Source organism: Flavobacterium sp. PL02, assembly GCF_035013205.1.
Lineage (GTDB): Bacteria > Bacteroidota > Bacteroidia > Flavobacteriales > Flavobacteriaceae > Flavobacterium.
The window spans coordinates 211,903-235,313 of record NZ_JAYGJP010000004.1; the positions used below are offsets into that span (position 1 = coordinate 211,903).

A 23,411-nucleotide genomic window follows, 5' to 3' on the forward strand; every position below is an offset into this window, starting at 1 on the left:
AGGTAGTATCAAAGGACTATTTAAATTACGATGTTTGTAATTGTCCAAATATAAAATCATGCTTTTTTATATTATTATCTACATAATCATGATTAGAAGATTTGTTATAACTCTTATTAAAAAAATAAGATATATCAAGGAATAATAAATCATTTAATGAAACTCCAAAAACGGAAGCTATTTTTGATAATTTAGAAATTGTTAAATCAATTTCACCACGTTCAATTTTACCATATCCACTAATACTCATATCCATCTCAGAAGCTACAAATTTTCTTGTAAGATTTTTCATTTCGCGTATAGTTCTGATATTTTCTGATATATTTTTATTCATGAGAAACTAATTTTTGTAAATACATTTTAAAGCAATAAATCATTCAAAAAAATGTATCTGTTTAATTGTTAATAAATTATACGCAAAATTAATTAGGAAATGAAAATTAAAAAGCCACAATAAATCATTAAAATATTATAATAAGTTTTTTCAAAATAATTGTTTGAGAACTTAATTTTAGTAAAAAAATGAACCATATCAATATTTTGAACAGTATCTATGTTGTTGTTTGTGAGGTCTTTATTGTTTATATAAACGTTTTTTTGATAACTTCTAAATCAAAAAAAGAATAAATTAGTTGATTTTGTGCTGCAAAATTTATTCAAAATAATATATGCTAAATAAGATTTAGTGTATATATCTAATTTTTCTATTAATCAACTCTTTTTCCGAATAAGATGTCCTTATTTAGGACATTATGCCACTTTTAATTCAGTCTTTTTTTTAAGCTTACAAGTACTTTTGTAAAAAATTAGCTACTATCTATTGGTGCTAAAAACAGCATGAAAGACTCCTTTTTAAGTACTGTATTTTAAAGTATTTACCTGTGATTTGATCTGCTTGATTTTCTTAATAATATATCTAAATAATAGCCAAAATGTGACTGGCTACGGGGGACCCTTTTCTATATTTTAAATATTCTATCCATTTTGTCTTTTTAGTTGTTATCGAAATTGCGTTTATCTATATCCGATAAACATCAAATCTAAATAAATTAAAAACACGATTTTATTATAAGTTTTATGCAAATGTTAATGACATATATTCTGAATTACTACTTTTTAGGAGCTTTTATAATAGTACTTTTTTCTTTTTTAGCGTCTTATAAACTATTTCCTATATTGATTCATTTAAGTTCTGTAAAAAAATTATCTAAAATACCAGAAGAAAGAAGTTCACACCTATATAATACACCAACTATGGGTGGAGTAGGGATTTTCTTTGGCTTTACATTGACGTTTGCATTTTTAGGATCAATTTTAAATAAATATTTACAAATAGATACCTTATTAGATTTAACAGCCTCCCTTTTAATTTTATTCTTTATTGGTATCAAGGACGATTTATTAGTCATTTCTCCTTTAAAAAAATTAATAGCGCAATTCTTTGCAGCAGGAATTTTAATTCTGTTTTCAGATATATATATAACCAATTTCTATGGAATTTTTGGTATTCATGAACTTCCATATGTTATCTCAATCATTTTTACCTTTTTTGCTTTTGTAGTTGTTATAAACGCTTACAATCTAATAGACGGTATTGATGGTTTGGCTGGCGCAATTGCCTTAATAATTAGTTTATTTTTCGGATTTTATTTTTTAGCAAATAGACAATTCACGCAAATGCTGATTTCGTTTTCTTTGATAGGTCCACTAATTGCCTTTCTTAAATTTAATGTTTCCAAAACTCAAAAAATTTTTATGGGTGATACCGGAAGTATGGTAATTGGTTTTATTATAATGTATCAATCTATCAATTTCTTAACAATAAATGAGACTTTGGCAATTCCGTTTTCACTAGATAATGGACCTATTTTTATTTTAGCATTTCTTTCTTTACCCTTAACAGATACTTTAAGAGTTTTTATTATTAGAATTAAAAATGGCCAAAGCCCTTTTAAAGCTGACCGTAATCACATTCACCATTACTTTTTAGATTCAGGATTGACACATATAAAAGCAACAATTATTATTACATCATTATCCTTAATTGTAATTCTAAGCGCATTTTTACTACAGAACGTAAATATCAATCTTGCTTTATTCTTAATTATTATCATTTCTTCTATTGTCTATCTGCCTTTAACATTGAGGAAGTCAAGATAATTAGTATGATAAAAAGTATTCTTTAGAGAATATCTAAAATTCAAATTATAACATAATAATTAAAATAATTAAAATGGCAAAAGTACTTATTGTATTCGGAACTCGTCCTGAAGCAATTAAAATGGCCCCATTGGTTAAAGAATTTAAGAAGTATCCAAAAACATTTACTACGAAAGTATGTGTAACAGCTCAACATAGAGAAATGTTAGATCAAGTATTAAACTTTTTTGACATTACTCCAGATTACGACCTTGATTTAATGAAACCAAATCAAGACTTATATAGCTTAACATCGGATATAATTATTAACATGAAATCTGTGTTAGAAGATTTTCAACCAGATTATGTATTTGTACATGGAGATACCACAACAACTATGGCAGGAAGTATCGCTTCTTTTTATAGCGGTGCTAAAATATGCCATGTTGAAGCTGGTCTAAGAACCCATAATAAATGGGCGCCGTTTCCAGAAGAAATAAATAGACAGATAACAGGACGTTTATCAGATTATCATTTTGCACCTACCAAATTGTCTAAGCAAAATTTATTAAACGAAAACATTGCTGAAGATTCAATCATAATTTCAGGAAATACAGTTATTGATGCATTACTACAGAGTATAGACAAAGTAAATCAAGCACCAAGTAGTTTAATTCAAGAGTTATCATCAAAGCTTGGTAAAAAAGAAATGATTCTCGTGACAGGGCATCGACGAGAAAATCATGGAGATGGATTTATCCGTATATGTGAAGCATTAAAAACTATAGCAATGGATAATCTGGACCGAATAATTGTTTATCCAGTTCACTTAAATCCTAAGGTACAAGAACCTGTAAATCGAATTTTATCTGATATTCCTAATGTATTACTTATTAATCCTTTAGCTTATGAAGATTTTATTTGGATGATGAATCGATCTAAATTAATTATTACTGATAGTGGTGGTGTACAAGAAGAAGCACCTAGTCTAGGGAAACCAGTCCTAGTTATGCGAGATATTACCGAACGTCCGGAAGCGGTAGAAGCAGGAACTGTAATACTAGTTGGAACTGATAAAGAATTGATTATAAAAGAAACCTTGGATCTTTTAAATAATAAAGATCGTTTTGAAAGCATGAGTTCTTTACATAACCCTTATGGTGATGGGAATGCGAGTAATAGAATTGTAAATTTTATTGCAGAATTAGAAGGCACAGAAATAATATAGCGAGATAAACTCACGAATAAAAAATAATAACAATGAATCAACCAGAAGTTGTAATGATTGGTTTAGGCTATATAGGTCTACCAACAGCAGCATTAATAGCGTCTAAAAATATCCGTGTACTAGGTGTCGATATTAACCCTACAGTAGTAGATACTATAAATATGGGTAAAATTCACATTGTAGAACCACAATTAGATATTGCTGTTGAAAATGCTGTTAAAGCAGGTTTTTTAAAAGCTGCTACAACGCCAGTAGAAGCTTCAACCTATTTAATAGTTGTTCCTACACCTTTTAAAGGAAGAAATGAACCGGATATTTCATTTGTTCAAGCAGCTACAAAAAGCATTATCCCGATTTTAAAGAAAGGAGATTTGTATATTATAGAATCTACTTCTCCAATCGGAACTACTGAAAAAATGAGAGATTTTATCTTTAGTGAACGACCTGAATTAGAGGGTTTTTTAGATATTGCTTATTGCCCTGAGCGTGTATTACCTGGAAATGTTATGTATGAATTGGTATATAACGATAGAGTAATCGGCGGAATAGATGATAAATCAACAGAAAAAGCAATTGCCTTTTATACAAGATTTGTACAATCTAAATTACACGCTACAAATGCACGAACTGCAGAAATGTGCAAATTAGTCGAAAACTCGTCAAGAGATGTACAAATTGCATTCGCTAATGAATTGTCATTGATTTGCGATAAAGCAAACATAAATGTTTGGGAATTAATTGCTCTTGCTAATAAACACCCGAGAGTAAACATTCTACAACCTGGGTCTGGTGTTGGAGGACATTGTATCGCTGTAGATCCATACTTTTTGGTTTCAACATATCCGCTAGAATCTAAAATAATAAACACAGCCAGAGAAATTAACAATTTTAAGTCATTTTGGTGTGCTGAAAAAATTCAATCTACTAAACTAAAATTTGAATTAAAACATGGAAGAAAAGCTAGTATCGCTCTTATGGGATTAGCATTTAAACCAAATATTGATGATTTAAGAGAATCTCCAGCTAAATATATAGTACAAAAGGTATTGCAAGATGATAATAATGGAGAATATTTTATAGTAGAACCAAACATTACAGAACACAAAGTTTTTAAATTAACCAATTATGATGAAGCGGCTCGTTCAGCAGATATAATTGTATTTCTAGTTAATCACAAAGAATTTAAAGAAATTAAAATTACTGAGGACAAAGAGGTTTTAGATTTCTGTGGTGCTTTACAAGTTTTCGGCACATAAACAGCAAATCATTTCTGATCTCCTTAATAAATTAATTTAAAAGGAGAAGTCTAAGAATAGAATTTTAAAAACCAAAATATTGAATTCCAGAACTATAGCAAAAAACACCGTATTTCTTTATATAAGAATGTTTTTTACAATGGGAGTAACTCTTTATACTTCCAGAATAATTTTAAATACATTAGGGGTAGAAGATTACGGTATTTATAGTGTAGTGGGAGGAATCATAACTTTGTTTGGTTTTTTCAATAGCGCAATGACCTCGGCTACACAACGTTTTTTGTCTTTTGATATTGGCAAAAATGATTCAGAGCAATTAAAGAAAACGTTTAATGCAACGTTAAACATACATATAATCATAGGTCTTTTAATTTTAGTATTAGCCGAGACATTTGGGCTTTGGTTTGTAAATAATACGCTGAATTTGCCCGCAGAAAGAATGACAGCAGTTAATTGGGTATATCAGTTTTCAATTTTTACTTTTTTTTTAGGAATAATACAAGTACCATATGATGCATTAATTATCGCCCGTGAAAAAATGGGAATTTATGCAATTATGAGTTTTGTAGAAGTTATTTTGAAGTTGATAATAGTCTATTTACTTGTTATCTTTTCTTTCGATAAACTGATTTTATATGCTGGATTATTATTTTTAGTGGCATTTATTATAAGAATGTCTCACAAAATTTATTGTAAGAGATATTATTCAGAAAGTAGGTATCAGTTTTATTTTGAAAAAGAATTATATCATAAATTGATTGCTTATTCAGGATGGAATTTATTCGGAAACATTGCTTCAGTTGCCAGAGGTCAAGGTATAAACGTTATTCTAAATCTATTTTTTGGAACGGTACTAAATGCTACATATGGTATTACGCTTCAAGTTCAATCGGCAGTTAGTTTATTTGTTACTAATTTCCAAATGGCTGTTAATCCGCAGATTATTAAAAATTATGCTCAAGGAAATATTGAACAAAGCAAAAAGTTAATCTTTCAAAGCTCTAAGTTCTCCTATTTTTTGATGTTTTTAATTGTTTGTCCAATAGTATATAATATAGATTTTATATTAGAATTTTGGCTTAAAAAAACACCTGAATATATTTCAATATTTGTAATTCTTTGTTTAATAAGTTTATTGATAGATTGCATTTCTGGACCTTTAATAACAGGATCACAAGCAACAGGAAAAATTAAATGGTACCAAATTATTATTGGATCTCTAATTTTTCTATCCTTACCGATATCTTACTTTTTCATTAGGTTGTACAAAGACCCTGTAGTGGTATTTTATGTAATGATTTCGATTAATATTCTGTCTCTAATTTTTCGCCTATTCTTTTTAAAAAAAATGCTAAGTTTTAATATAACATTGTTTGTAAAAAGAGTTTTATTTAAAATTTTTGTTGTGACAGCTTTATCTAATTTTTTAATAATTAGTGTTTTACATTTTTTAAGCATAGAAAATCAATTTATGCTTTTCCTCATAAAATCTAGCTTTATAGTTTTTATATGTGTTTTAATAATTTACATTATTGGTTTAGAAAAACAAGAAAAAATTCTTATTTCTAAATATATATTCAATAAAAAATGATATCCTTAAAAAAAATAATTAAGCAAATATTCGGAGCAAATAGTATTTCATTTGTAATAAATTTTAAAGAATTACTTTTAAATTACATCATTGATCTTCAACTATATTATAAATATTCTAATGTTTTTAAGGTAGATAATTTTAATAAAAAAGAAGCCAAAATCATTCTATATTATCATTCAGTTGAAAAAGGACTTCTATATCAAAAAATTAGACCTCGTTTTGCTCAAGAAAGAATTAAAAATTTGCACATTTTCCTTAATGATGCAACTGTTATAAAAAAATCTAATCTTTCTCAAATAAGAGTTGCATATCAAGTAATGTGTGAATACTATGAATTTCACCTAAAAATTGATGTGAAGATTGATGATTATTTTAGTCAGGAACAATATTCCTCTTATAAAAAAATTCTATCAGATGCCTACGATAAATCTTTTAGTGGTGCTATCGAGTATAAAAAAGATGATTTTTATATGCATAATCAGAGTAACTTTTATGATTTTTCTTCATCTAGAAAGAGTATAAGAGATTTTACAGGAGAATTAATTGATACTGAATTAATAGAAAAAGCAATTTCTCTGGCATTAAATGCTCCTTCTGTTTGTAATAGACAGAGTTCTAAGGTTTATTTACTACAAGACAAAGTTAAAATTGATAAAGTTTTATCAATCCAAAATGGTTTTACAGGACATACAGAAAATGTAAACCAACTACTAATAGTTTCATCAGATAGAAATTACTTTTTTTCCGTTGGAGAAAGAAATCAATTATACATAGATGGTGGAATTTTTTTAATGAACTTATTATACTGTTTACATTTTTATCAAATTGCAAATTGTCCAGCAAATTGGGGTAAAACCTCTAAGGATGAAGCAAAACTTTCAAGTGTAATTAATATTCCAGCATCAGAAAAAATTATTTGTATGATTCCTATCGGAATTGCAAAAGAGGATTTTAAGATTACATTATCTCAACGTAGAGACCTCGATGAAATCTATAAATATAAAAATATCTAGCATTTTAATTTTAGTCACAATGCTTTTTTTACCAAAGCAGGACGACAATTTAATTTACAAAAAAATATTATAAATGAAAATTGGAATTCTTACCCAGCCTTTACTTAATAATTATGGAGGATTACTACAAGCTTTTGCTTTACAGCAAAAATTAAAAAGCTTAGGACATGATACTTGGATAATTAATAGATTATATTCTAAACCTGGAGTTAAACCAAAATTAATAAAACTAGTAAAAAATATTTTTTATAGACATATAACTACTAAGAAGGATATTCCATTATCAATGAATGAATTTGAATACAGATACATTTATGGCAAAATAAGTCATTTTAAATCGAAGTTCATCTTTCCAATCACGCATGAAATATACGATACAAAAGGCATGAATAATCTGAAAAAATTAGATTTTGATGCATTTATTGTGGGAAGTGATCAAGTATGGAGGCAAGATTATTCTCCCTGTATTACTAATTATTTTTTAGATTTTGCGATAGAATTTGAAAACATTAAAAGAATCTCCTATGCAGCTTCTTTTGGCACATCTGAATTTGAAATTGATCAAAATAAAAGAAGCTTGATTTCAAAACTAGCGAGTAATTTTGATTCTGTATCTGTAAGAGAATCATCTGGAATTAAATTATGTCAAGAGCATCTAGGTGTTAATGCTGTGCAAGTTTTAGATCCAACTATGCTATTAGATGTAAAAGTTTATAAAAAACTAATAACAGATGAGAATGAGTCAATTAGTGAGGGCAAACTAATGTCGTATTTTTTAGATACCACAGGAATTAAAAAAAATTATATCGAACAAATAAGTAAAGAATTAAATCTTACGCCTTTTTCAATAATGCCTAAAACTAAATTCACTAAAGAATCAATTAATAATTTAGATGAAGTAGTTTTTCCTTCAGTAACAAAATGGCTTAAAGGTTTTGATGATGCTGAATTTGTGATTACAGATTCGTTTCATGGATGTGTGTTTTCTATTTTATTTAATAAACCATTCATCGCTATAGGAAACAAAAGAAGAGGCTTAAGCAGATTTCAATCTTTACTCGAAAAGTTTGGCCTCGAAGATAGATTTGTATTAGATTCAGAAAAAATAGATCCAATATTGCTATCTAAAAAAATAGATTGGGATAAAGTAAACTTAATACTTGAAGAGGAAAGAGAAAAGTCGACTAAATTTTTATTAGATAATCTTAATTAAATGATAAGTATAATAATAATTGGAAAGAATGAAGGATGGAGGTTGACAAAATGCTTGGAAAGTATTTATAAAATAATTGATTCTAGCCAAATTAAATTCGAAGTAATTTATGTTGATTCTAATTCTTCAGATGATAGCATTGAAAGAGCTTTGATTTATGAAAATATAAAAATTTTTAAAGTTATTGGGCAATGTAATGCTGCCGTTGCCAGAAATATTGGAGCTAATGAATCCACCGGTGATATTCTTTTTTTTGTGGATGGTGACATGGAAATTCAACAAGATTTTTTTAAATACATTTTTAATGAAAAAAATCGATTAGTTTCAGAATATGTAACTGGACATCTAGATGATTATTTCTATGATGATAAAGGAACTTTTATAACAAAATCTCCTCGAACTTATACAAACGTTATCCCAAAGGATATCGAAATACTTTCTGAAAATGGAGGGATTTTTATGATAACTAAAGAAAAATGGATTGAAGTAGGAGGGATGAATTCTAAATTTAAAGTAAATGAAGACTTAGACTTAGCAATTCGATTAAGGAAGAAAAATGTAAAAATAATTAGAATCCCACAGCTTATATGTTTGCATCATACTATAGATTATAGAAATGAAAAGCGAATGTGGAATATGCTTTTCTCAGGTTATACGCTTTATCCTGCTATAATTCTTAGGGAACATTTATTAGATGTTTATGTTATAAAGAGATTTATTCGGTCAAATTATTCAGCAATCTTTTTGCTATTGGCAATACTTTTTTATAATTCATGGATCGTTTTATCAGTCTGCATGTTAATTTTAATAACTAGATCAATCATGCATACATTAACTATTAAAAGTAAAGCTAATAAAATAAAATATTTTTTTGAAAGATTAATTTATCAGTTTTCATCTGATCTTTCAATTTGGATTGCTTTTTTATTCTTTTTTCCTAAAAAAATTATACCTCAATATAAGAGGATTTAACAATATAAGCTTTTAAAATTTTTAGGACTTATGAGTCAAGTACATTTTACTGTAGGGGAGCATCCATTAATGATACTTTGTTATCTTTCGGTTATTCCAGTAATCATATGGTTTTTTCAAAATTATAAAACAGAGAGAGATTTAATTTACGGTCTCCTATTCTTTGTTTCGTTTTCCAGAGGAACTCTAGATTTGTTAGGAATGTCACCTACGGTGACAAAATTAATGATGGAGTTTTTATTTTTGTTACTATTCTTAGAGGCATTTTTCTCTGAAAAAAAAGTTTATAGATTCCCTTCTCTATGGCTTTTTTTAGGATTCATTATAGTCTCGATTGTATCGTATATTATAAATAATCTTGAAATAGTGCAACTTGCATTATTTTTTAGAGATTATTTACCTGTCATCATATTTTTCTACATACTAATAAATTCTAGTTTTTCTACAAGACAGGTTAACCTTTTAACTAAACTCATTATTTATTTATATGTTTCACAAATATTTGCAGGAATAATAAAGGTCGTTGTTTTAGGAAGTATTGCCGAAGAATTTATCGGCACTATCGCTAATAGAGGAGGAAGTATAACTACAGTAATAGCTCTTTTAGGAGGGGCATACTGTATAGTTGGATACTTTTTGACTTCAAAAAAAATATATTTAGTAGCAGTTTTAGGGTTTATTCTTTTCTCATTAACAGGAGGAAAGAGGGCTACTATAGCCTATTTCCCTTTTATTTATTTATTGGCACTTTATTTTTTAATGGTCAAATTTAAGGATGGACAAATAAATATTTTAAAGAAGCTTTTTATTGCTCTAATATCAATATGCATGATATTTTATGTTTCTGCAAGAGTTATCCCTTCATTAAATCCAGAAAATAAAATTGGAGGCTCATTTGACCTTGAATATATTGTAGTATACTCACAAGAATATACATCTGGAGGGCGTATAGAAGATAACATTGGGAGAAGTGAAGCACCTGCTTATTTGGTAAATTTAATGCTATCTAAAGAAAGCTATAATACTCTCTTTGGGTTTGGAGCTGGACATTTAGTAAAATCCGGTTTTAATGATGATGTAAAGGATAAAACTTCAGATGAGATTACTGAAAGCTTATATGGTGTTGGGTATGGTGCAAGAACTGGATTTCTACAAATGCTTTTGCAAGTTGGTTTTTTAGGATTGTTTTTTTACACTTCCATATTTATTAATTTATTCTGGATATTAATAAAAAACAAAAATATTAAGAATGATATTGAGAGTAAGCATCTCTATCTAACTAGTATACTAATTTTAATTATTGTCCTTATCGATTATTATACTTATTCATTTGAAACATCAATTCTTGGAGCAATTTCAATTTCTTATATGTGGATTTTAGGAGTAGTATTTAGAAATAAATTAGACGGAATTAAACTATATAGTTTTAGTTGATATCGATAGTTTAAACTAAAACACATACTAAAACAATTTCTAGTAATTGAATACTCTTTGCATTAAATCTAATTGACTTTATAAAGTCATATTCATCATATAAAATTATAGACTATTCTGAAAATCTAGATGGTCGAATTCAAAATATCATATCCTTCTATTTGAAATGCTTAACAGTATTTTAAGTCCTGAGTATTACCCAATTTTACAAAAAATGAAAAAAAACATCTTAATTATTTCACCACATCCCAAATTGCTTGGAGGTGTAGCAAATCATTATTTAGGACTAAATAATTTATGGGATAATACTATTAAATACGAGTATTATGGTAAAAGAGAAAATATTCCGGCTTATATCACTTTTTTTTATGATCTAATTAAATATATTTTAAAGCTAATTTTTAAAAGACCAGATGTAGTAATTATAAATCCATCGCTTAGAAGATATCAAATTATACGTGATGGTTTGTACTTACTACTCGCAAAAATATTAATGATTGATGTAATAACTTTTATACATGGATGGGATGAAAAATACGCTAGAATAATAATTAAAAAACCATCACTTTTTAAATTTGTCTATAATAAATCCACATTCATATATGTATTGTCATCTTCATTTAAAGAGCAATTATTAGAAATGGGAATTACATGTCCGATTTTATTAACAACTACTAAAGTAGATGATAAATTAATAAAAGACTTTAATATTAATGAAAGGACTGGAAAAGTAACAAACATTCTTTTTTTGGCAAGAATCGAAAAAGAAAAAGGGATACTAATAGCTATAAATGCATTTATCATATTAAAAACAAAATATGATTGGCTCACATTAACAATAGTAGGATCAGGAGGTTTATTGAATGAGGCTAAAGAATTTGTCAATAAAAAGAATATCAAAGATGTAAACTTTACGGGACCACTACATGGAATGGATGTAGCTAAGGAATATAGTAAATCTGACATTTATGTTTTACCAACTTACGGTGAAGGAATGCCAACATCTGTCTTAGAAGCAATGGCATTTGGTTTGCCTATAATAACAAGGCCTGTCGGAGGGCTAAATGATTTTTTTGATACAAAAAAAATGGGCAGTTTAGTAGCTGATTTAGCTCCGGAATCATTTGCCTTTGAATTAGAAAAATACATTTTAGATTCTGAAAAAACTAAGAACTCAGCTTTATTTAATCACCAATATGCTATTAATCGTTTTTTGGCTAGTTCAGTTGTGAATAAAATTGAAACTGATATCGAATTTTATTTAAACTAGAACAAAGCTTTCAATTAAAAAAACAGGTACAACATATTTTATTAATCAATCCAGATAGTTACTGGATAACATAATAATCACATAATTAATTTTAATTTATGGAATCAAGTTTTTCAAATGGTGTTAATATTTATGCTCCTCAATCTAGAATTGAACTTATAAATTATGCTGTTTTTAATCATAAAATTTTAGTTGCAGTAAACGCAGAAAAAATACTCCATGCAACTAATAAAAGTCGCTCTATTATAAACAGAAATTTAGGATATCCTGACGGAATAGGAGCGGTTTGGGCACTTCGCAAAAAAGGTTTTAAAAAAGCAGTAAAAATTCCAGGATGCGAACTTTGGTTAGACATAATTGCTGCATATCATACTACTAAAACATTTTATTTAGTTGGAGGAAAAGATGAAGTAATTGAAGCTACCGTGGCAAATTTAAAAAAAGATTTTACAGGGATTCAGATTTTAAATTACAGAAATGGTTTTTTAAAAACGGATGAAGAAAAAGAAAATCTAATAAAAGATATAGTCGAGAAACAACCTGATATTGTTTTCGTAGCAATGGGTTCTCCTAAGCAAGAATTGCTCATGGAAGAAATTCAAAAGAGACATAAAGCAACTTATCAAGGATTAGGCGGGAGTTTTGATGTATTTACTGGCCATGTTCAACGAGCACCAAAATGGTGGATAAATAATAATCTAGAATGGGCTTATCGCTTAGTATGTCAGCCTTTACGCATAAAAAGACAAATTCATTTAATTCGATTTTTTGCTTTACTCCAGTTTAATAAGCTTTAAACAATAAATAAATAAATAAATAAAATCATGAATAAATACATTTACGCACTGGCATCCATTCTCTTGCTTTTGCAATCCTGTGCTTCCAAAAAAGACATTTTATATTTTCAAGACAGTGCTGATTACAAATCAAGTAGTATTGAGTATGCAGGTTCATTAATACAACCAAACGATATTTTAAGTATTACTGTGGGAGCAAAAGTTCCAGAAACAGTTATTCCTTATAATATTCAACAATTAGGTTCTAACAGTATGTCTAATATTGAGACAATAAAATTGCAAGGATACTTAGTATCTCCGCAAGGCACAATTGTTTTTCCTGTATTAGGTGAAATTCCTGTAGTCAATAAAAGTACTTCTGAGCTGGAACAAGAGCTAAAGAATGTATTAGAGGTAGGAGGTCATTTGATAAATCCTACGGTAAGCATTCGTCTTTTAAATGCTAAAGTTACAGTACTAGGAGAGGTAAATAAACCAGGAACATATTCTTTTACAGAGCAATACCTTACTTTACCTCAAGCTCTAGGATATGCAGGAGATTTAACTATTAATGGTAAAAGAAAAGATATTATACTTATTAGAGAAGCATTAGGGATACGTACTATTAAGCACTTAGATCTTACTACGACCGATTGGATGAATAATCCAGATTATACTATCAGACAGAACGATGTACTAGTCGTAAATCCTAATAATTCTAAAGTAAAATCATCAGGCTATATAGGAAATGCAGCTACCATATTAACGATTGCTTCATTGGTATTAAGCACTGTTATTTTGTTAACACGATAATTTAGACATGAATAAAAATACAAACAAAAATAGTTTTTTGGGCTTAGACGAAAATGAAAGCTCAATAAATATTACTGAGGCGTTTAAAAAATATTTGCGCTATTGGCCTTGGTTTTTAGGCTCAATATTGCTTTCATTAATAATCGCATTTACATTCTTGCGTTATGCTGATGTTATATATACAACAGAAGCGAAAGTTAAGCTTATAGATGATAAAAAAAACACTAATTTTTCTCTGGACATGTCCAAAGTATTTAGTAAATCTGCTATTAACTTAGAAAATGAAATTGCTCTTTTTAACTCATATCGTCTTTCTGAACAAGTAGTGCAGAATTTAAAATTGAATGTAATTTATATTTCAAAAGGAAAAATAAATTCTAAAATAAATTTTAATCCACCATTTGTTATCAATTATGCGCTACCACAAGATAGTTTATCAGATATAATACGGTATGACATAAGTATTACTAAAACAGGATATACAATTTTAGACACAGATTCAGGAAAGACATTGAAAACTAAAGGATATTGGCTTAATAAACCGCTTCCTAATTTCCCGATTACAATCCAGCCATCTGCGAATGAAAGTATAAACTCATTTGTTGACAATACGTATCAGATAATTTTAAAGCCTATTAGAGTAGCAACATTAGAGCTAACTAAAGCAGTACAGGTAACTGCAATGGGGAAAGATAGTGATATCATTTCGTTAGTTTTAAAAAATTCTGATGGACAACACGCTCAAGTTATCTTGAATAATTTAATTAAAGTATTTGAAGAGGATGGAATTAAGGATAACCAACAAGTTTCCCGAAGAACAATTGATTTTGTTGATAATAGGTTTGTGTATTTAAAGCAAGAATTAGATGCGATAGAAATATCTAAAAAGGACTACAAAACAAGCAACAATCTAAGTTTTATTCAAGAAGATGCTGGAGTGAGTATAAAAATAAAGTCAGACAAGGAACAAGCACTCTTTGATGTAGAATCTCAATTATTATTGGTAAAACTACTTCAGGATAATTTATTTAAACAGTCTGGTTTTGATCTTTTGCCTGCTGATATTGGAGTTCAAAATGCCACTATAAATCAGTTAATTGCAGGATATAATACATTAATATTAGAATATCAAAAACTACAAACGAGTGCTGGTAGCAATAACCCATCAGTTCAAGTTGTGTTAAGTTCTCTCAAGAATCAAAAAGATAATATTATAAATTCTATAAAAGGCTACAAGCAACAATTAGAAACTACTCGTAATCAAGGTGTATTAGCTCAGCGAACTGCAGATGGTGCTTTTTCGACGTTACCCGAAAAAGAAAAAGTATTACGTAGTATAGAACGTCAGCAAAATCTAAAAGAAAACTTATATCTATTATTGCTTCAAAAAAGAGAAGAAGCTTCTATTAATCTAGCTGTTACGGTACCTAATACCAAAATTATAGATTATGCCATAACAAATAATATTCCTATCTATCCCAAAACAAGTTTTGTCTTTTTGATGGCCTTAATGTTAGGTTTATTTATTCCATTTGGCGCTTTGTATCTGCTTTTTAAATTTGACAATAAGATATACAGTACTAATGATATCGAAAAAATAAACTATCATATCCCTATTCTTGGAGAATTACCTTCATTACAAGAAAATAAAAATGAAAATAATGAAGCTAATTTAGAAGTATTGGAAGCGTTTAGAACGTTAGTTCATAACACCGAATTTATTACTCCATTTGATGATACTAAAAAAGGAAAAATCTTTTTTGTTACTTCATCTATTAAAGGCGAGGGGAAAACTTTTGTATCATTTAATTTAGCTAATACTCTTGCTCAATTAGGTAAAAAAATACTTATTGTTGGTACAGATTTAAGAAACCCACAATTACATAAACATTTAGATCAATCTAAACTTGATAATAAAGGATTATCTAATTATTTACATAACAGTTCATTGGAATGGCAGGATTTACTCTATAAGAATAAAACAAACGATTTTTCTTTTGATGTATTGTTATCTGGAGATATACCACCTAATCCGATACTTTTATTATCGAGTAAAAGATTTACAACTTTTGCAAATGAAATAAAAGAACTGTACGATATTATAGTTTTTGATACGCCACCTACATTATTAGTTTCAGATTCATTAATTATTTCTAAATATGCAGATACTACTTTGTATGTTGTACGCTCAGGAATGACGGAGAAAAAATTAATTTCTTATTCTAGTAAACTTAATGAAGACAAAAAACTCAATAATATGGGGTATGTAATTAATGATATTGCCAGTGGGTATAATTATGGTCATAATTATGGTTATGGCAGATATGTTGAAAAGAAAACGTTATTTAAGCGTTTATTTAAGAAGTAGTTGAATCTATATTAAATATGCTTTAACCGAAAAGGTCCTCATTTATATGAGGACCTTTTTTATTTTAAGCTATAATTGGAACATGATAAAGAGAAATTAATCCCTGTAAAAGATATTATTCTTCTGCATCAAATCACCAATTTTGTTCTTATTGAAGTAAATTGATTCAGTTGAAAATTGGTTCATTTGCTCTTCATTATGGATATCTGTACCTGTAAAATCATATAAATCTTTCTCGATTAAACGTTCAGCAGTTTTCTGAACTTCCCTGCCGTAGTAGCCAGTTAACGACAATAAATTAAGCTGAAAATAAACACCAAATGCTTTTAATTTTTCAAATTTATCAATATGCTTATGAAAATAAAAGTAACGTTCAGGATGCGCTATTATAATTTTATAATCTTTGCATTTTAATTCAAATAGCATTTCATACAAGTCTAATGGACAGCTTACAAGTGATAGTTCTACTAAAATGTATGAATCCTGTAAGCATAAAAGATTTTCTTTACTCAATCGTTCGATCAAAGTATTATCTAACATATATTCACTAGCATATCCTTTTAAAAAAGATTTTTCTTCTTCAGATTCTATAGCAACATTATATGCGGTTTTTATACTTGTGGGAGTATTATTCCAATATTTAGCAAAAGTGTGCGGTGTAGCTATCGCACCTGCAATATTGATTTTTTTCATGCCTGAAATAAGCATTTTAGTTTCTTCGATTGTTTTAGCCCCATCGTCAATTCCAGGTAAGAGATGGTTATGAATATCAATATAATGATTAGGTATTAAATCTTTTAAATAATAACGGGATTTAAATAATGAAAACATATGGAATAGGTGTATTTTTTGAATAGAACTTTAAAATATTCACTATTTGAGCAATTGTTTTTTGAGATAAAAAAAGGTTTTAATTATTTGTAAAACTCTCATTTAGAATATAAAGCAGTGTCGCAAAGGTAAGTTTATTTAGTTATTTTATTAAATAAGTCAAAAACATAATTCTCCTGATTTAGGACAAAATAACACTTTTTGGACTTTTTAAGATTGTAAAAATCTATCATGGTTTCATGAATCCGGTAGGACTTACTTTTTTATATTTTTTATATATTTTATTAAAATGGCTTGCATCTGTAAATCCTAATTTGGCAGCTATTTCATTTACATTATGGCGCCCATTTTTAAGTAATTGATCAGCAGCTTTTAATTTTGTTTGAATAATATGTTGCTGAATAGAAACTCCACTGTGTTTTTTTACATAAATACTAATATAGTTAGGGGACATGGCAAATAACTCTGCTATATTTTCAATACGCATTTTTTCAGCATCTAACGCATGTAGACGGGTATAACCTAATATTTGATTTAGCTTATCAAGTTCTGTATTACTAGGGCATTGATCCCCGTGTTTAGAAGTAGAATGGCTTCTTGCAACCATCATCATTACTGCGCCAAAAAGCTCTAATACAACTTCACGACTGTAGGCACATTTTTTTGAAAATTCAATTAATAGTATTTTCAATAAGTTGCAAATATGTTTTTTATCTTCTTCATCTGTTATCAAAGTTCCATCTACAGCAGATGGATTTTGTAAAAGAACTTTAATTATTTCCATCCATTTGGCAGTTTTGCCTCCTTCAAGTTTTTCTATAAAAAGTTGCTCTGTAAATTTTACGAAAATGAAGCTTGTATTTTCCTCTATCTCAAAAGAATGGGAATCTTCTGGTCTTAATAAAAAGGCATCTCCCTCTTTATAATTGAACATGGTTTCGTTTAGAATGTGATTACCACTTCCTTTCTCTATAAAAATGAATTCATAAAAATTGTGTTTGTGTGTTGGAAATTCCCATTCGTCGAGCTGTAATCTAAATACATTTAAGGAATGATAGCTACTAAAACGTTTCATATACTGATGATTAATTTATACAAAAATACAATGAAAATCTACAATATATCTTAGTTGTTAAAAAATATCTTTGCTTTTATAATTCTTTCTGTATAAACAGAATAATAAATTAAACAATGAGAAAAAAATTAACAACAATAGCTTCTTTAATTACTACTGCTAGTTTCTTGGTAGTAAATGGGCAAGTTCAGGAAGAGAAGCCAATTTTCCATTATTCTGTAATGGACGCAATGCGAAACAGTGTTTACATAGGCGATCTTAGTATAAAATCACTTGCTGCTAAAGGAAGTTTTGGATTAGGTACATATAATCATCTCGATGGTGAAATGATTGCTTTGGATGGTGTTTTTTATCGTATAGCTTCGGATGGACGTGTTACAAAAGCAGAAGTTGAACGAGAAGTTCCATTTGCATCTGTTGCTTTTTTTAGAGCTGACAAAGAATTTGAGGTGAGTGGTATTAAAAATATTGAAATGCTCCAAAAAGAAATCATAAGCAAACTCCCATCTGCAAATAAGCCGTATGCATTACGAATAGAATGTGTTTTTGAATCTATTGTAGTGGGTGGCGCAAATAAACTCGAAGATTGGGATACTACAGGTTTAGCTGAGTTAATGAAAACAAGGCCTTTATACAAAAAAGGAAATATTTCGGGAACTCTGGTTGGCTTTTATAATCCACCATCTTTTGCAGCTATAGATTTATCACCGTTTCATTTTCACTTTATATCGGATGATAAAACATATGGGGGACATTTAGTTTCTGGAGAATTATCTTCTGTAAAAATAAAAATTAGTATAGACGAAAAATCAGGTTATGAGATTCTTTTGCCAAAGCAAAATAAAACTTTTGATAAACCCTGGCCGCAGCAAAGTAACGCCAAAAGCTCTTATTAATAATTGAGGGGAAAATCTATTTCAAATAATTAAATACAATAAAAATGATAAAATTAAAATTAACAATATTGGCAATCGCTGTAATGACTTTGATTACGAATAGTATGACAGCACAAAATACAAAAGAGATACAACATATTAAGTTTGATGATTTGGGTTGGGAACAGTTGGGAGATAAATTACAACGAAAATATGTATATGGAGAGCAAGGAATGTTAGCTTTATTTAAGATGGATAAAGGAGCAAAAGTACCTTTGCACCAGCATCCTAATGAACAAACATCTTACATTACAAAAGGGAGCGTAAAAGTAACTATGCAAGGCAAAGATTATATCGTTAAGGCTGGAGAAGTACTTATAATTCCAGGGAATATACCACATCAATTTGAATGTCTTGAAGATGGAACACTCGATGTTGACTTTTTTGCTCCTCCTCGTAAAGACTGGATAGAAGGTACTGCAAGTTATTTTGGGAACGCTAATAAAACTAATAACAATCTAGAAGTTGTAGCAGCAATGGATATACGTCCGGGGGATGTAGCAGTATCGGCAGAAGGTCGTGTATTTGCAACGATACACCCGCTAGGAAGTCAAAAAATACAATTGGTAGAAATTGTAAATGGTAAAGCAATTCCTTATCCATCTGAAAATTTTCAGAAGAATGGCAAAAAAGCTACTGATGCTACATTTGATGCTATGCTAGGACTTATTTTTGATAAAAACAATCAATTATGGGTTATCGATATGGGACTTGAACTTGGTAAAACAAGGCTTTGGGCTTTTGATATTAGCAAAAATAAAGTAACTCAAAAAATAGAATTACCTTCATCTGTAGCTCCCAAAGGAACTTTTACTCAAGATGTAACAATAGACGAAAAGAATGGTTTTGCTTATTTAGCAGATATTGCCAATCCTGGAATTATTGTACTGAATTTAAAAACTAAAAATGTTCGTAGATTTAGCGGACATACTTCATTGCAAGCAGAAGATAAAGATATGATTATTAAAGGTAAGGTTACCCATTTTGGCGGTAAACCGGCTCGTGTGGCTATTGATCCAATTACACTTTCGAATGATCGAGAAACTATATTTTTTGGAGCTATGAATGGTTCTTCTTGGTATAAAGTGTCTGCAAAACTGTTAAGAGATGGTAAAAGTGATGCTGTAATTGGTAATTCGATAGAAAGAGTTGGAAGCAAACCTTTTAGTGATGGAGCAATTACGGATGCAGATGGCAATCATTATTTTACTAACTTGCAAGAACATGCAATTACCAAACTAGATGCTAAAGGTAAATTAACCAATATTATACAAGATAATGAAAAAATATTATGGCCTGATAATGTTTACCAAGGTCCAGATGGATGGATGTATATTTCAGTAAACCAACTTGATAGTTCGCCTGCATTTACAGGAGCTGGTGATGAGGGCAAACCACCTTATTATATTTATCGTTTTAAAAAATAGACTAATTAAATACTTAAAAGCAACTATGTTTACATTCTTCAAGATTTCTGTTTATACGGCTGTAGTAGCTTTTTTTATACTAAGTTTAATTACGCTTAGTGATGTTTTTATTCATAGTAATCAATTTCGTTTTTATGTATTGACTGTTATAGCAGCAGTGATATTTTTTGCGATAGGTTTTACGGGAATTATCATCTATAAAAATTTCAAAAATATCTATGAATACATTTCAAAAGATAATGAACAAAATTTAGCAAAAGGATCTATTCGAAATTTGTTAATGATTTTTGGATTAATGGCAATTGCAATTACGCTATTTACATGCTCACTTTGCATGGGATTATTAGAGAGAATGAGTAGCGGAACTGCTTTATTTGGGTAACAAAAATCCCAATTAATAAAACATACTTGTACTAGTTTAGGTAAAAGAAAGCACACAATAATTTTTTATAATTTTATTGTGTGCTTTTCTTTTTATATAGATTATTAAATTAATCGTATGTTATTTAATTTTAAGCACTTATTATTTTGTTTACTTGTTATTAATATTCAAATTTAATATGAAATTGTATTCTATAAAGATTATAAAAACAAATCTAACCGGTTAATCGAAATTTACAAACATTCAATGATATTTTACAACAAAACAGCTGTAGAACCATATTAACTTTGTTAAAAATTTTAAACTTATAAAAAATGAATTCAACTTTTTTCAAAACAATAATAACTTCAATTTTCATGATGTTATTTTTATCATTTAATGCACAGACAAAAAAAGAAAACACTACTAAAAATTGGCCAAATGGAGCTCAATTAGTAATTTCAGTATCCATGCAATTCGAAACAGGAGGCCAACCAGAAGGAGCAGAAAGTCCGTTTTCCGGAAGTCCATTGCCCAAAGGACAACCAGATTTACCTGCCGAAAGTTGGTTTCGCTATGGAGCAAATGAAGGGATTTACAGAATGCTGGATTTATGGAAGAAATACGATATTAAAGTTACTTCGCATGTAGTAGGTGAAGCTGCTGTAAAATATCCCGAAATTGCAAAAGCTATTGCAAATGGTGGTCATGAAATCGCTGCTCATGGAATGTCATGGAGTAATCAATGGAATATGAGTTATGCTGATGAATTAGCATTTGTAAAAAAAGGGATTGATACTGTAGAATCTATTACTGGTAAAAGGGGAGTTGGATATAATGCAAACTGGTTACGCAGAAGTCCAAACACTCTAAAAGTATTGCAAGAACTTGGTTTTTTATATCATATCGATGATTTAAGTCGTGATGAACCTTTTATCACTAAAGTAAATGGTAAAAACTTTGTCGTAATGCCATATACACTTCGTAATAATGATATTGTAAATGTAGAAGGCAAACATTGGAGTCCAGATCAATTTTTGGCTCAATTAAAAATGGAATTTGACCAACTTTATGAAGAAGGAGCTACCAAAAGAAGAATGATGTCTATTAGTTTTCATGACAGAATAGGCGGAACTCCAGCGATGGTTAAAGCAATGGATACCTTTATTCAATATACAAAAACTAAAAAAGGAGTCGTATTTATGAGAAAGGATGATATCGCTAAGATGGTTCAAAATGATCCTAAAACGCCTATCGATAATGCCGAAGAAAAGTTTAATAACTAATTATAATTTCCATGCACATTGATCATACTACCATTCGAACAAGGGATATAGACAACACAAAATTCTGTATTTGATTTAAAAGAAGGGAAACGGCCCGATGTGATCGAAAAATCTATTCCTGGTTATTGGTTATACGAAGGTAATGCCCCAATAGTTCATATGATTCAATCTAATTTAAGATTTCAGCAAAGTAGTAATTATGCTGCCGAAGCAATAGATCATACTGCGTTTTTTATGAATGGATATGAAAAATTTAAGTCAAAATTAGATTCACTAGCTGTGGATTATAGTACAATGGAATTAAAGGATATTAATGAAAAAAGAATCTTTTTGCATACTCCGACAGGAGTCTTGCTTGAAGCTGTTTTTAGAAATGAATAATAAATAAAACAATTAAAATTATGAAAGCAATAGGATTTAAAACATCACTACCAATAACTGAACAAAATAGTTTTTTAGAATTTGAAACTGCTAAACCTATACCAGGTGCAAATGATTTATTGGTAAAAATCAATGCGGTATCTGTAAATCCAGTAGATTTTAAAATTCGCCAGAATAGTGCTGTAAATACAGTTTTAGAAACTCCAAAAATTATCGGCTGGGATGCTGTAGGTATAGTAGAAGCTGTTGGTGAAAATGTAAACTTATTTAAAGTTGGTGACGAAGTATATTATGCAGGAGATATTACGAAACAAGGTAGCAATGCAGAATATCAAATTATAGATGAGCGCATTGTAGGCAGAAAACCAAAATCTCTTACGAATGCTGAAGCTACCGTTATCCCTTTAACAGGTTTAACAGCTTGGGAAATACTTTTTGACCGCATTCGTATTAACCCTGAAAAGGATAAAGGTAAAACGGTTTTAATAATTGGAGGGGCAGGAGGAGTTGGTTCTATTGCCATACAATTGGCTAAAAAAATAGCAGGTTTAACTGTTATCGCCACAGCATCTCGTCCGGAAACTATTGCTTGGTGTAAAGAGCAAGGAGCCGATTATGTGGTTAATCATAAAAACTTGATTTCTGCTGTTAGGGAATTAGGATTCGAAAATGTTGATTTTATTCTCGATTTTGTTGATACAAATTCTTATTGGGATATTATGGTGGAGCTTATTAAACCTCAAGGACATATTGCTTCTATTACCGGAAGCAGTGACCCTGTTGCCTTGAATAAATTAAAGAACAAAAGCGTTTCGTTTTCATGGGAATTAATGTACACCCGTTCTATGTTTCAAACAAATGATATACAAGAACAACATAATATTCTCAATAAAATAGCTGATTTATTAGATAATGGAATACTTAAAACTACTTTGAATGAAACATTAACTGGTCTTACGGCTGATAATTTAAAAAAGGCGCATCAACTATTGGAATCTGGAAAAACAATAGGAAAGATTGCTATTGAATTTTAAATTAA

General features: G+C 29.2%; 21 protein-coding genes. 18 read left to right on the plus strand and 3 right to left on the minus strand.

Going from position 1 to position 23,411, the window contains the following annotated elements; translation table 11 throughout:
• Window positions 1-25 precede the first annotated feature (25 nt).
• The gene (locus tag SHI72_RS14310) at window positions 26-334 is read right to left on the minus strand and encodes a helix-turn-helix domain-containing protein (RefSeq protein WP_052259493.1); all 309 of its coding nucleotides are present in this window, start codon (window positions 332-334) and stop codon (window positions 26-28) included.
• A gap of 842 nt (window positions 335-1,176) precedes the next feature.
• On the opposite strand from SHI72_RS14310, the gene SHI72_RS14315 reads away from it, so the two are divergent.
• The 12 genes from SHI72_RS14315 (at window position 1,177) to SHI72_RS14370 (ending at window position 16,076) form a co-directional block, all read left to right on the plus strand.
• Window positions 1,177-2,160 carry an MraY family glycosyltransferase gene (locus tag SHI72_RS14315; protein ID WP_323490377.1) on the plus strand — a complete coding sequence of 328 codons (984 nt, stop codon included), beginning with the start codon at window positions 1,177-1,179 and terminating at the stop codon, window positions 2,158-2,160.
• A gap of 73 nt (window positions 2,161-2,233) precedes the next feature.
• A complete protein-coding gene (gene wecB, locus SHI72_RS14320; RefSeq protein WP_323490378.1) occupies window positions 2,234-3,367 on the plus strand; it encodes a non-hydrolyzing UDP-N-acetylglucosamine 2-epimerase in 1,134 nt (377 codons plus the stop codon).
• A gap of 32 nt (window positions 3,368-3,399) precedes the next feature.
• Entirely contained in the window at window positions 3,400-4,623 is a 1,224-nt protein-coding gene (gene wecC, locus SHI72_RS14325; protein WP_323490379.1) for a UDP-N-acetyl-D-mannosamine dehydrogenase, read from the plus strand.
• A 79-nt stretch (window positions 4,624-4,702) separates the two neighbouring features.
• A complete protein-coding gene (locus SHI72_RS14330) occupies window positions 4,703-6,214 on the plus strand; it encodes a lipopolysaccharide biosynthesis protein (RefSeq protein WP_323490380.1) in 1,512 nt (503 codons plus the stop codon).
• On the plus strand, window positions 6,211-7,230 hold the full coding sequence (locus SHI72_RS14335; RefSeq protein ID WP_323490381.1) for a nitroreductase family protein: 1,020 nt from the start codon (window positions 6,211-6,213) through the stop codon (window positions 7,228-7,230). The genes SHI72_RS14330 and SHI72_RS14335 overlap by 4 nt, the downstream gene beginning before the upstream one ends.
• Before the next feature lie 73 nt (window positions 7,231-7,303).
• Window positions 7,304-8,443, plus strand: a complete 1,140-nt coding sequence (locus tag SHI72_RS14340; protein WP_323490382.1) for a polysaccharide pyruvyl transferase family protein — start codon at window positions 7,304-7,306, stop codon at window positions 8,441-8,443.
• Entirely contained in the window at window positions 8,444-9,415 is a 972-nt protein-coding gene (locus SHI72_RS14345) for a glycosyltransferase (RefSeq protein WP_323490383.1), read from the plus strand.
• A gap of 30 nt (window positions 9,416-9,445) precedes the next feature.
• Window positions 9,446-10,849: a hypothetical protein gene (locus SHI72_RS14350; RefSeq protein ID WP_323490384.1), complete on the plus strand. Its 1,404-nt coding sequence runs from the start codon at window positions 9,446-9,448 to the stop codon at window positions 10,847-10,849.
• A 214-nt stretch (window positions 10,850-11,063) separates the two neighbouring features.
• Entirely contained in the window at window positions 11,064-12,119 is a 1,056-nt protein-coding gene (locus tag SHI72_RS14355) for a glycosyltransferase family 4 protein (RefSeq protein ID WP_323490385.1), read from the plus strand.
• 98 nt (window positions 12,120-12,217) lie between these two features.
• Window positions 12,218-12,916, plus strand: a complete 699-nt coding sequence (locus SHI72_RS14360) for a WecB/TagA/CpsF family glycosyltransferase (RefSeq protein WP_323490386.1) — start codon at window positions 12,218-12,220, stop codon at window positions 12,914-12,916.
• Between the two features lie 27 nt (window positions 12,917-12,943).
• A complete protein-coding gene (locus SHI72_RS14365) occupies window positions 12,944-13,708 on the plus strand; it encodes a polysaccharide biosynthesis/export family protein (RefSeq protein ID WP_323490387.1) in 765 nt (254 codons plus the stop codon).
• A 7-nt stretch (window positions 13,709-13,715) separates the two neighbouring features.
• Entirely contained in the window at window positions 13,716-16,076 is a 2,361-nt protein-coding gene (locus SHI72_RS14370) for a GumC family protein (RefSeq protein ID WP_323490388.1), read from the plus strand.
• A 96-nt stretch (window positions 16,077-16,172) separates the two neighbouring features.
• Here SHI72_RS14370 and SHI72_RS14375 read toward each other — a convergent pair whose 3' ends face one another.
• Window positions 16,173-16,907: a tyrosine-protein phosphatase gene (locus tag SHI72_RS14375; protein ID WP_323490389.1), complete on the minus strand. Its 735-nt coding sequence runs from the start codon at window positions 16,905-16,907 to the stop codon at window positions 16,173-16,175.
• A gap of 229 nt (window positions 16,908-17,136) precedes the next feature.
• Window positions 17,137-17,982: an AraC family transcriptional regulator gene (locus SHI72_RS14380; RefSeq protein WP_323490390.1), complete on the minus strand. Its 846-nt coding sequence runs from the start codon at window positions 17,980-17,982 to the stop codon at window positions 17,137-17,139.
• 116 nt (window positions 17,983-18,098) lie between these two features.
• Here SHI72_RS14380 and SHI72_RS14385 point away from each other — a divergent pair, with 116 nt between their 5' ends.
• The 6 genes from SHI72_RS14385 to SHI72_RS14410 all read left to right on the plus strand — a co-directional run bounded on the left by SHI72_RS14385 (window position 18,099) and on the right by SHI72_RS14410 (window position 23,406).
• Window positions 18,099-18,878 (plus strand): acetolactate decarboxylase, encoded by a 780-nt coding sequence (locus tag SHI72_RS14385; protein WP_323490391.1) that lies wholly within the window; start codon window positions 18,099-18,101, stop codon window positions 18,876-18,878.
• A 44-nt stretch (window positions 18,879-18,922) separates the two neighbouring features.
• Window positions 18,923-20,344, plus strand: coding sequence for an L-dopachrome tautomerase-related protein (locus SHI72_RS14390; RefSeq protein WP_323490392.1), 1,422 nt, complete (start codon window positions 18,923-18,925; stop codon window positions 20,342-20,344).
• 25 nt (window positions 20,345-20,369) lie between these two features.
• Window positions 20,370-20,726, plus strand: a complete 357-nt coding sequence (locus tag SHI72_RS14395; RefSeq protein WP_086896248.1) for a hypothetical protein — start codon at window positions 20,370-20,372, stop codon at window positions 20,724-20,726.
• A gap of 314 nt (window positions 20,727-21,040) precedes the next feature.
• The gene (locus SHI72_RS14400; protein WP_323490393.1) at window positions 21,041-21,991 is read left to right on the plus strand and encodes a polysaccharide deacetylase family protein; all 951 of its coding nucleotides are present in this window, start codon (window positions 21,041-21,043) and stop codon (window positions 21,989-21,991) included.
• 99 nt (window positions 21,992-22,090) lie between these two features.
• Entirely contained in the window at window positions 22,091-22,372 is a 282-nt protein-coding gene (locus SHI72_RS14405; RefSeq protein ID WP_323490394.1) for a hypothetical protein, read from the plus strand.
• A gap of 20 nt (window positions 22,373-22,392) precedes the next feature.
• Window positions 22,393-23,406 (plus strand): zinc-binding alcohol dehydrogenase family protein, encoded by a 1,014-nt coding sequence (locus SHI72_RS14410; protein WP_323490395.1) that lies wholly within the window; start codon window positions 22,393-22,395, stop codon window positions 23,404-23,406.
• The last annotated feature ends 5 nt before the right edge of the window (window positions 23,407-23,411 follow it).

Bases quoted from the DNA above. Each gene is read 5' to 3' on its own strand.
- SHI72_RS14385 (WP_323490391.1), top strand. From the start codon at position 18,099: ATGAGAAAAAAATTAACAACAATAGCTTCTTTAATTACTACTGCTAGT.
- SHI72_RS14360 (WP_323490386.1), top strand. From the start codon at position 12,218: ATGGAATCAAGTTTTTCAAATGGTGTTAATATTTATGCTCCTCAATCT.
- SHI72_RS14350 (WP_323490384.1), top strand. From the start codon at position 9,446: ATGAGTCAAGTACATTTTACTGTAGGGGAGCATCCATTAATGATACTT.
- SHI72_RS14335 (WP_323490381.1), top strand. From the start codon at position 6,211: ATGATATCCTTAAAAAAAATAATTAAGCAAATATTCGGAGCAAATAGT.
- SHI72_RS14355 (WP_323490385.1), top strand. From the start codon at position 11,064: ATGAAAAAAAACATCTTAATTATTTCACCACATCCCAAATTGCTTGGA.
- wecB (WP_323490378.1), top strand. From the start codon at position 2,234: ATGGCAAAAGTACTTATTGTATTCGGAACTCGTCCTGAAGCAATTAAA.
- SHI72_RS14370 (WP_323490388.1), top strand. From the start codon at position 13,716: ATGAATAAAAATACAAACAAAAATAGTTTTTTGGGCTTAGACGAAAAT.
- SHI72_RS14310 (WP_052259493.1), bottom strand. From the start codon at position 334: ATGAATAAAAATATATCAGAAAATATCAGAACTATACGCGAAATGAAA.
- SHI72_RS14365 (WP_323490387.1), top strand. From the start codon at position 12,944: ATGAATAAATACATTTACGCACTGGCATCCATTCTCTTGCTTTTGCAA.
- wecC (WP_323490379.1), top strand. From the start codon at position 3,400: ATGAATCAACCAGAAGTTGTAATGATTGGTTTAGGCTATATAGGTCTA.
- SHI72_RS14395 (WP_086896248.1), top strand. From the start codon at position 20,370: ATGTTTACATTCTTCAAGATTTCTGTTTATACGGCTGTAGTAGCTTTT.
- SHI72_RS14340 (WP_323490382.1), top strand. From the start codon at position 7,304: ATGAAAATTGGAATTCTTACCCAGCCTTTACTTAATAATTATGGAGGA.
- SHI72_RS14380 (WP_323490390.1), bottom strand. From the start codon at position 17,982: ATGAAACGTTTTAGTAGCTATCATTCCTTAAATGTATTTAGATTACAG.
- SHI72_RS14375 (WP_323490389.1), bottom strand. From the start codon at position 16,907: ATGTTTTCATTATTTAAATCCCGTTATTATTTAAAAGATTTAATACCT.
- SHI72_RS14410 (WP_323490395.1), top strand. From the start codon at position 22,393: ATGAAAGCAATAGGATTTAAAACATCACTACCAATAACTGAACAAAAT.
- SHI72_RS14345 (WP_323490383.1), top strand. From the start codon at position 8,444: ATGATAAGTATAATAATAATTGGAAAGAATGAAGGATGGAGGTTGACA.
- SHI72_RS14390 (WP_323490392.1), top strand. From the start codon at position 18,923: ATGATAAAATTAAAATTAACAATATTGGCAATCGCTGTAATGACTTTG.
- SHI72_RS14400 (WP_323490393.1), top strand. From the start codon at position 21,041: ATGAATTCAACTTTTTTCAAAACAATAATAACTTCAATTTTCATGATG.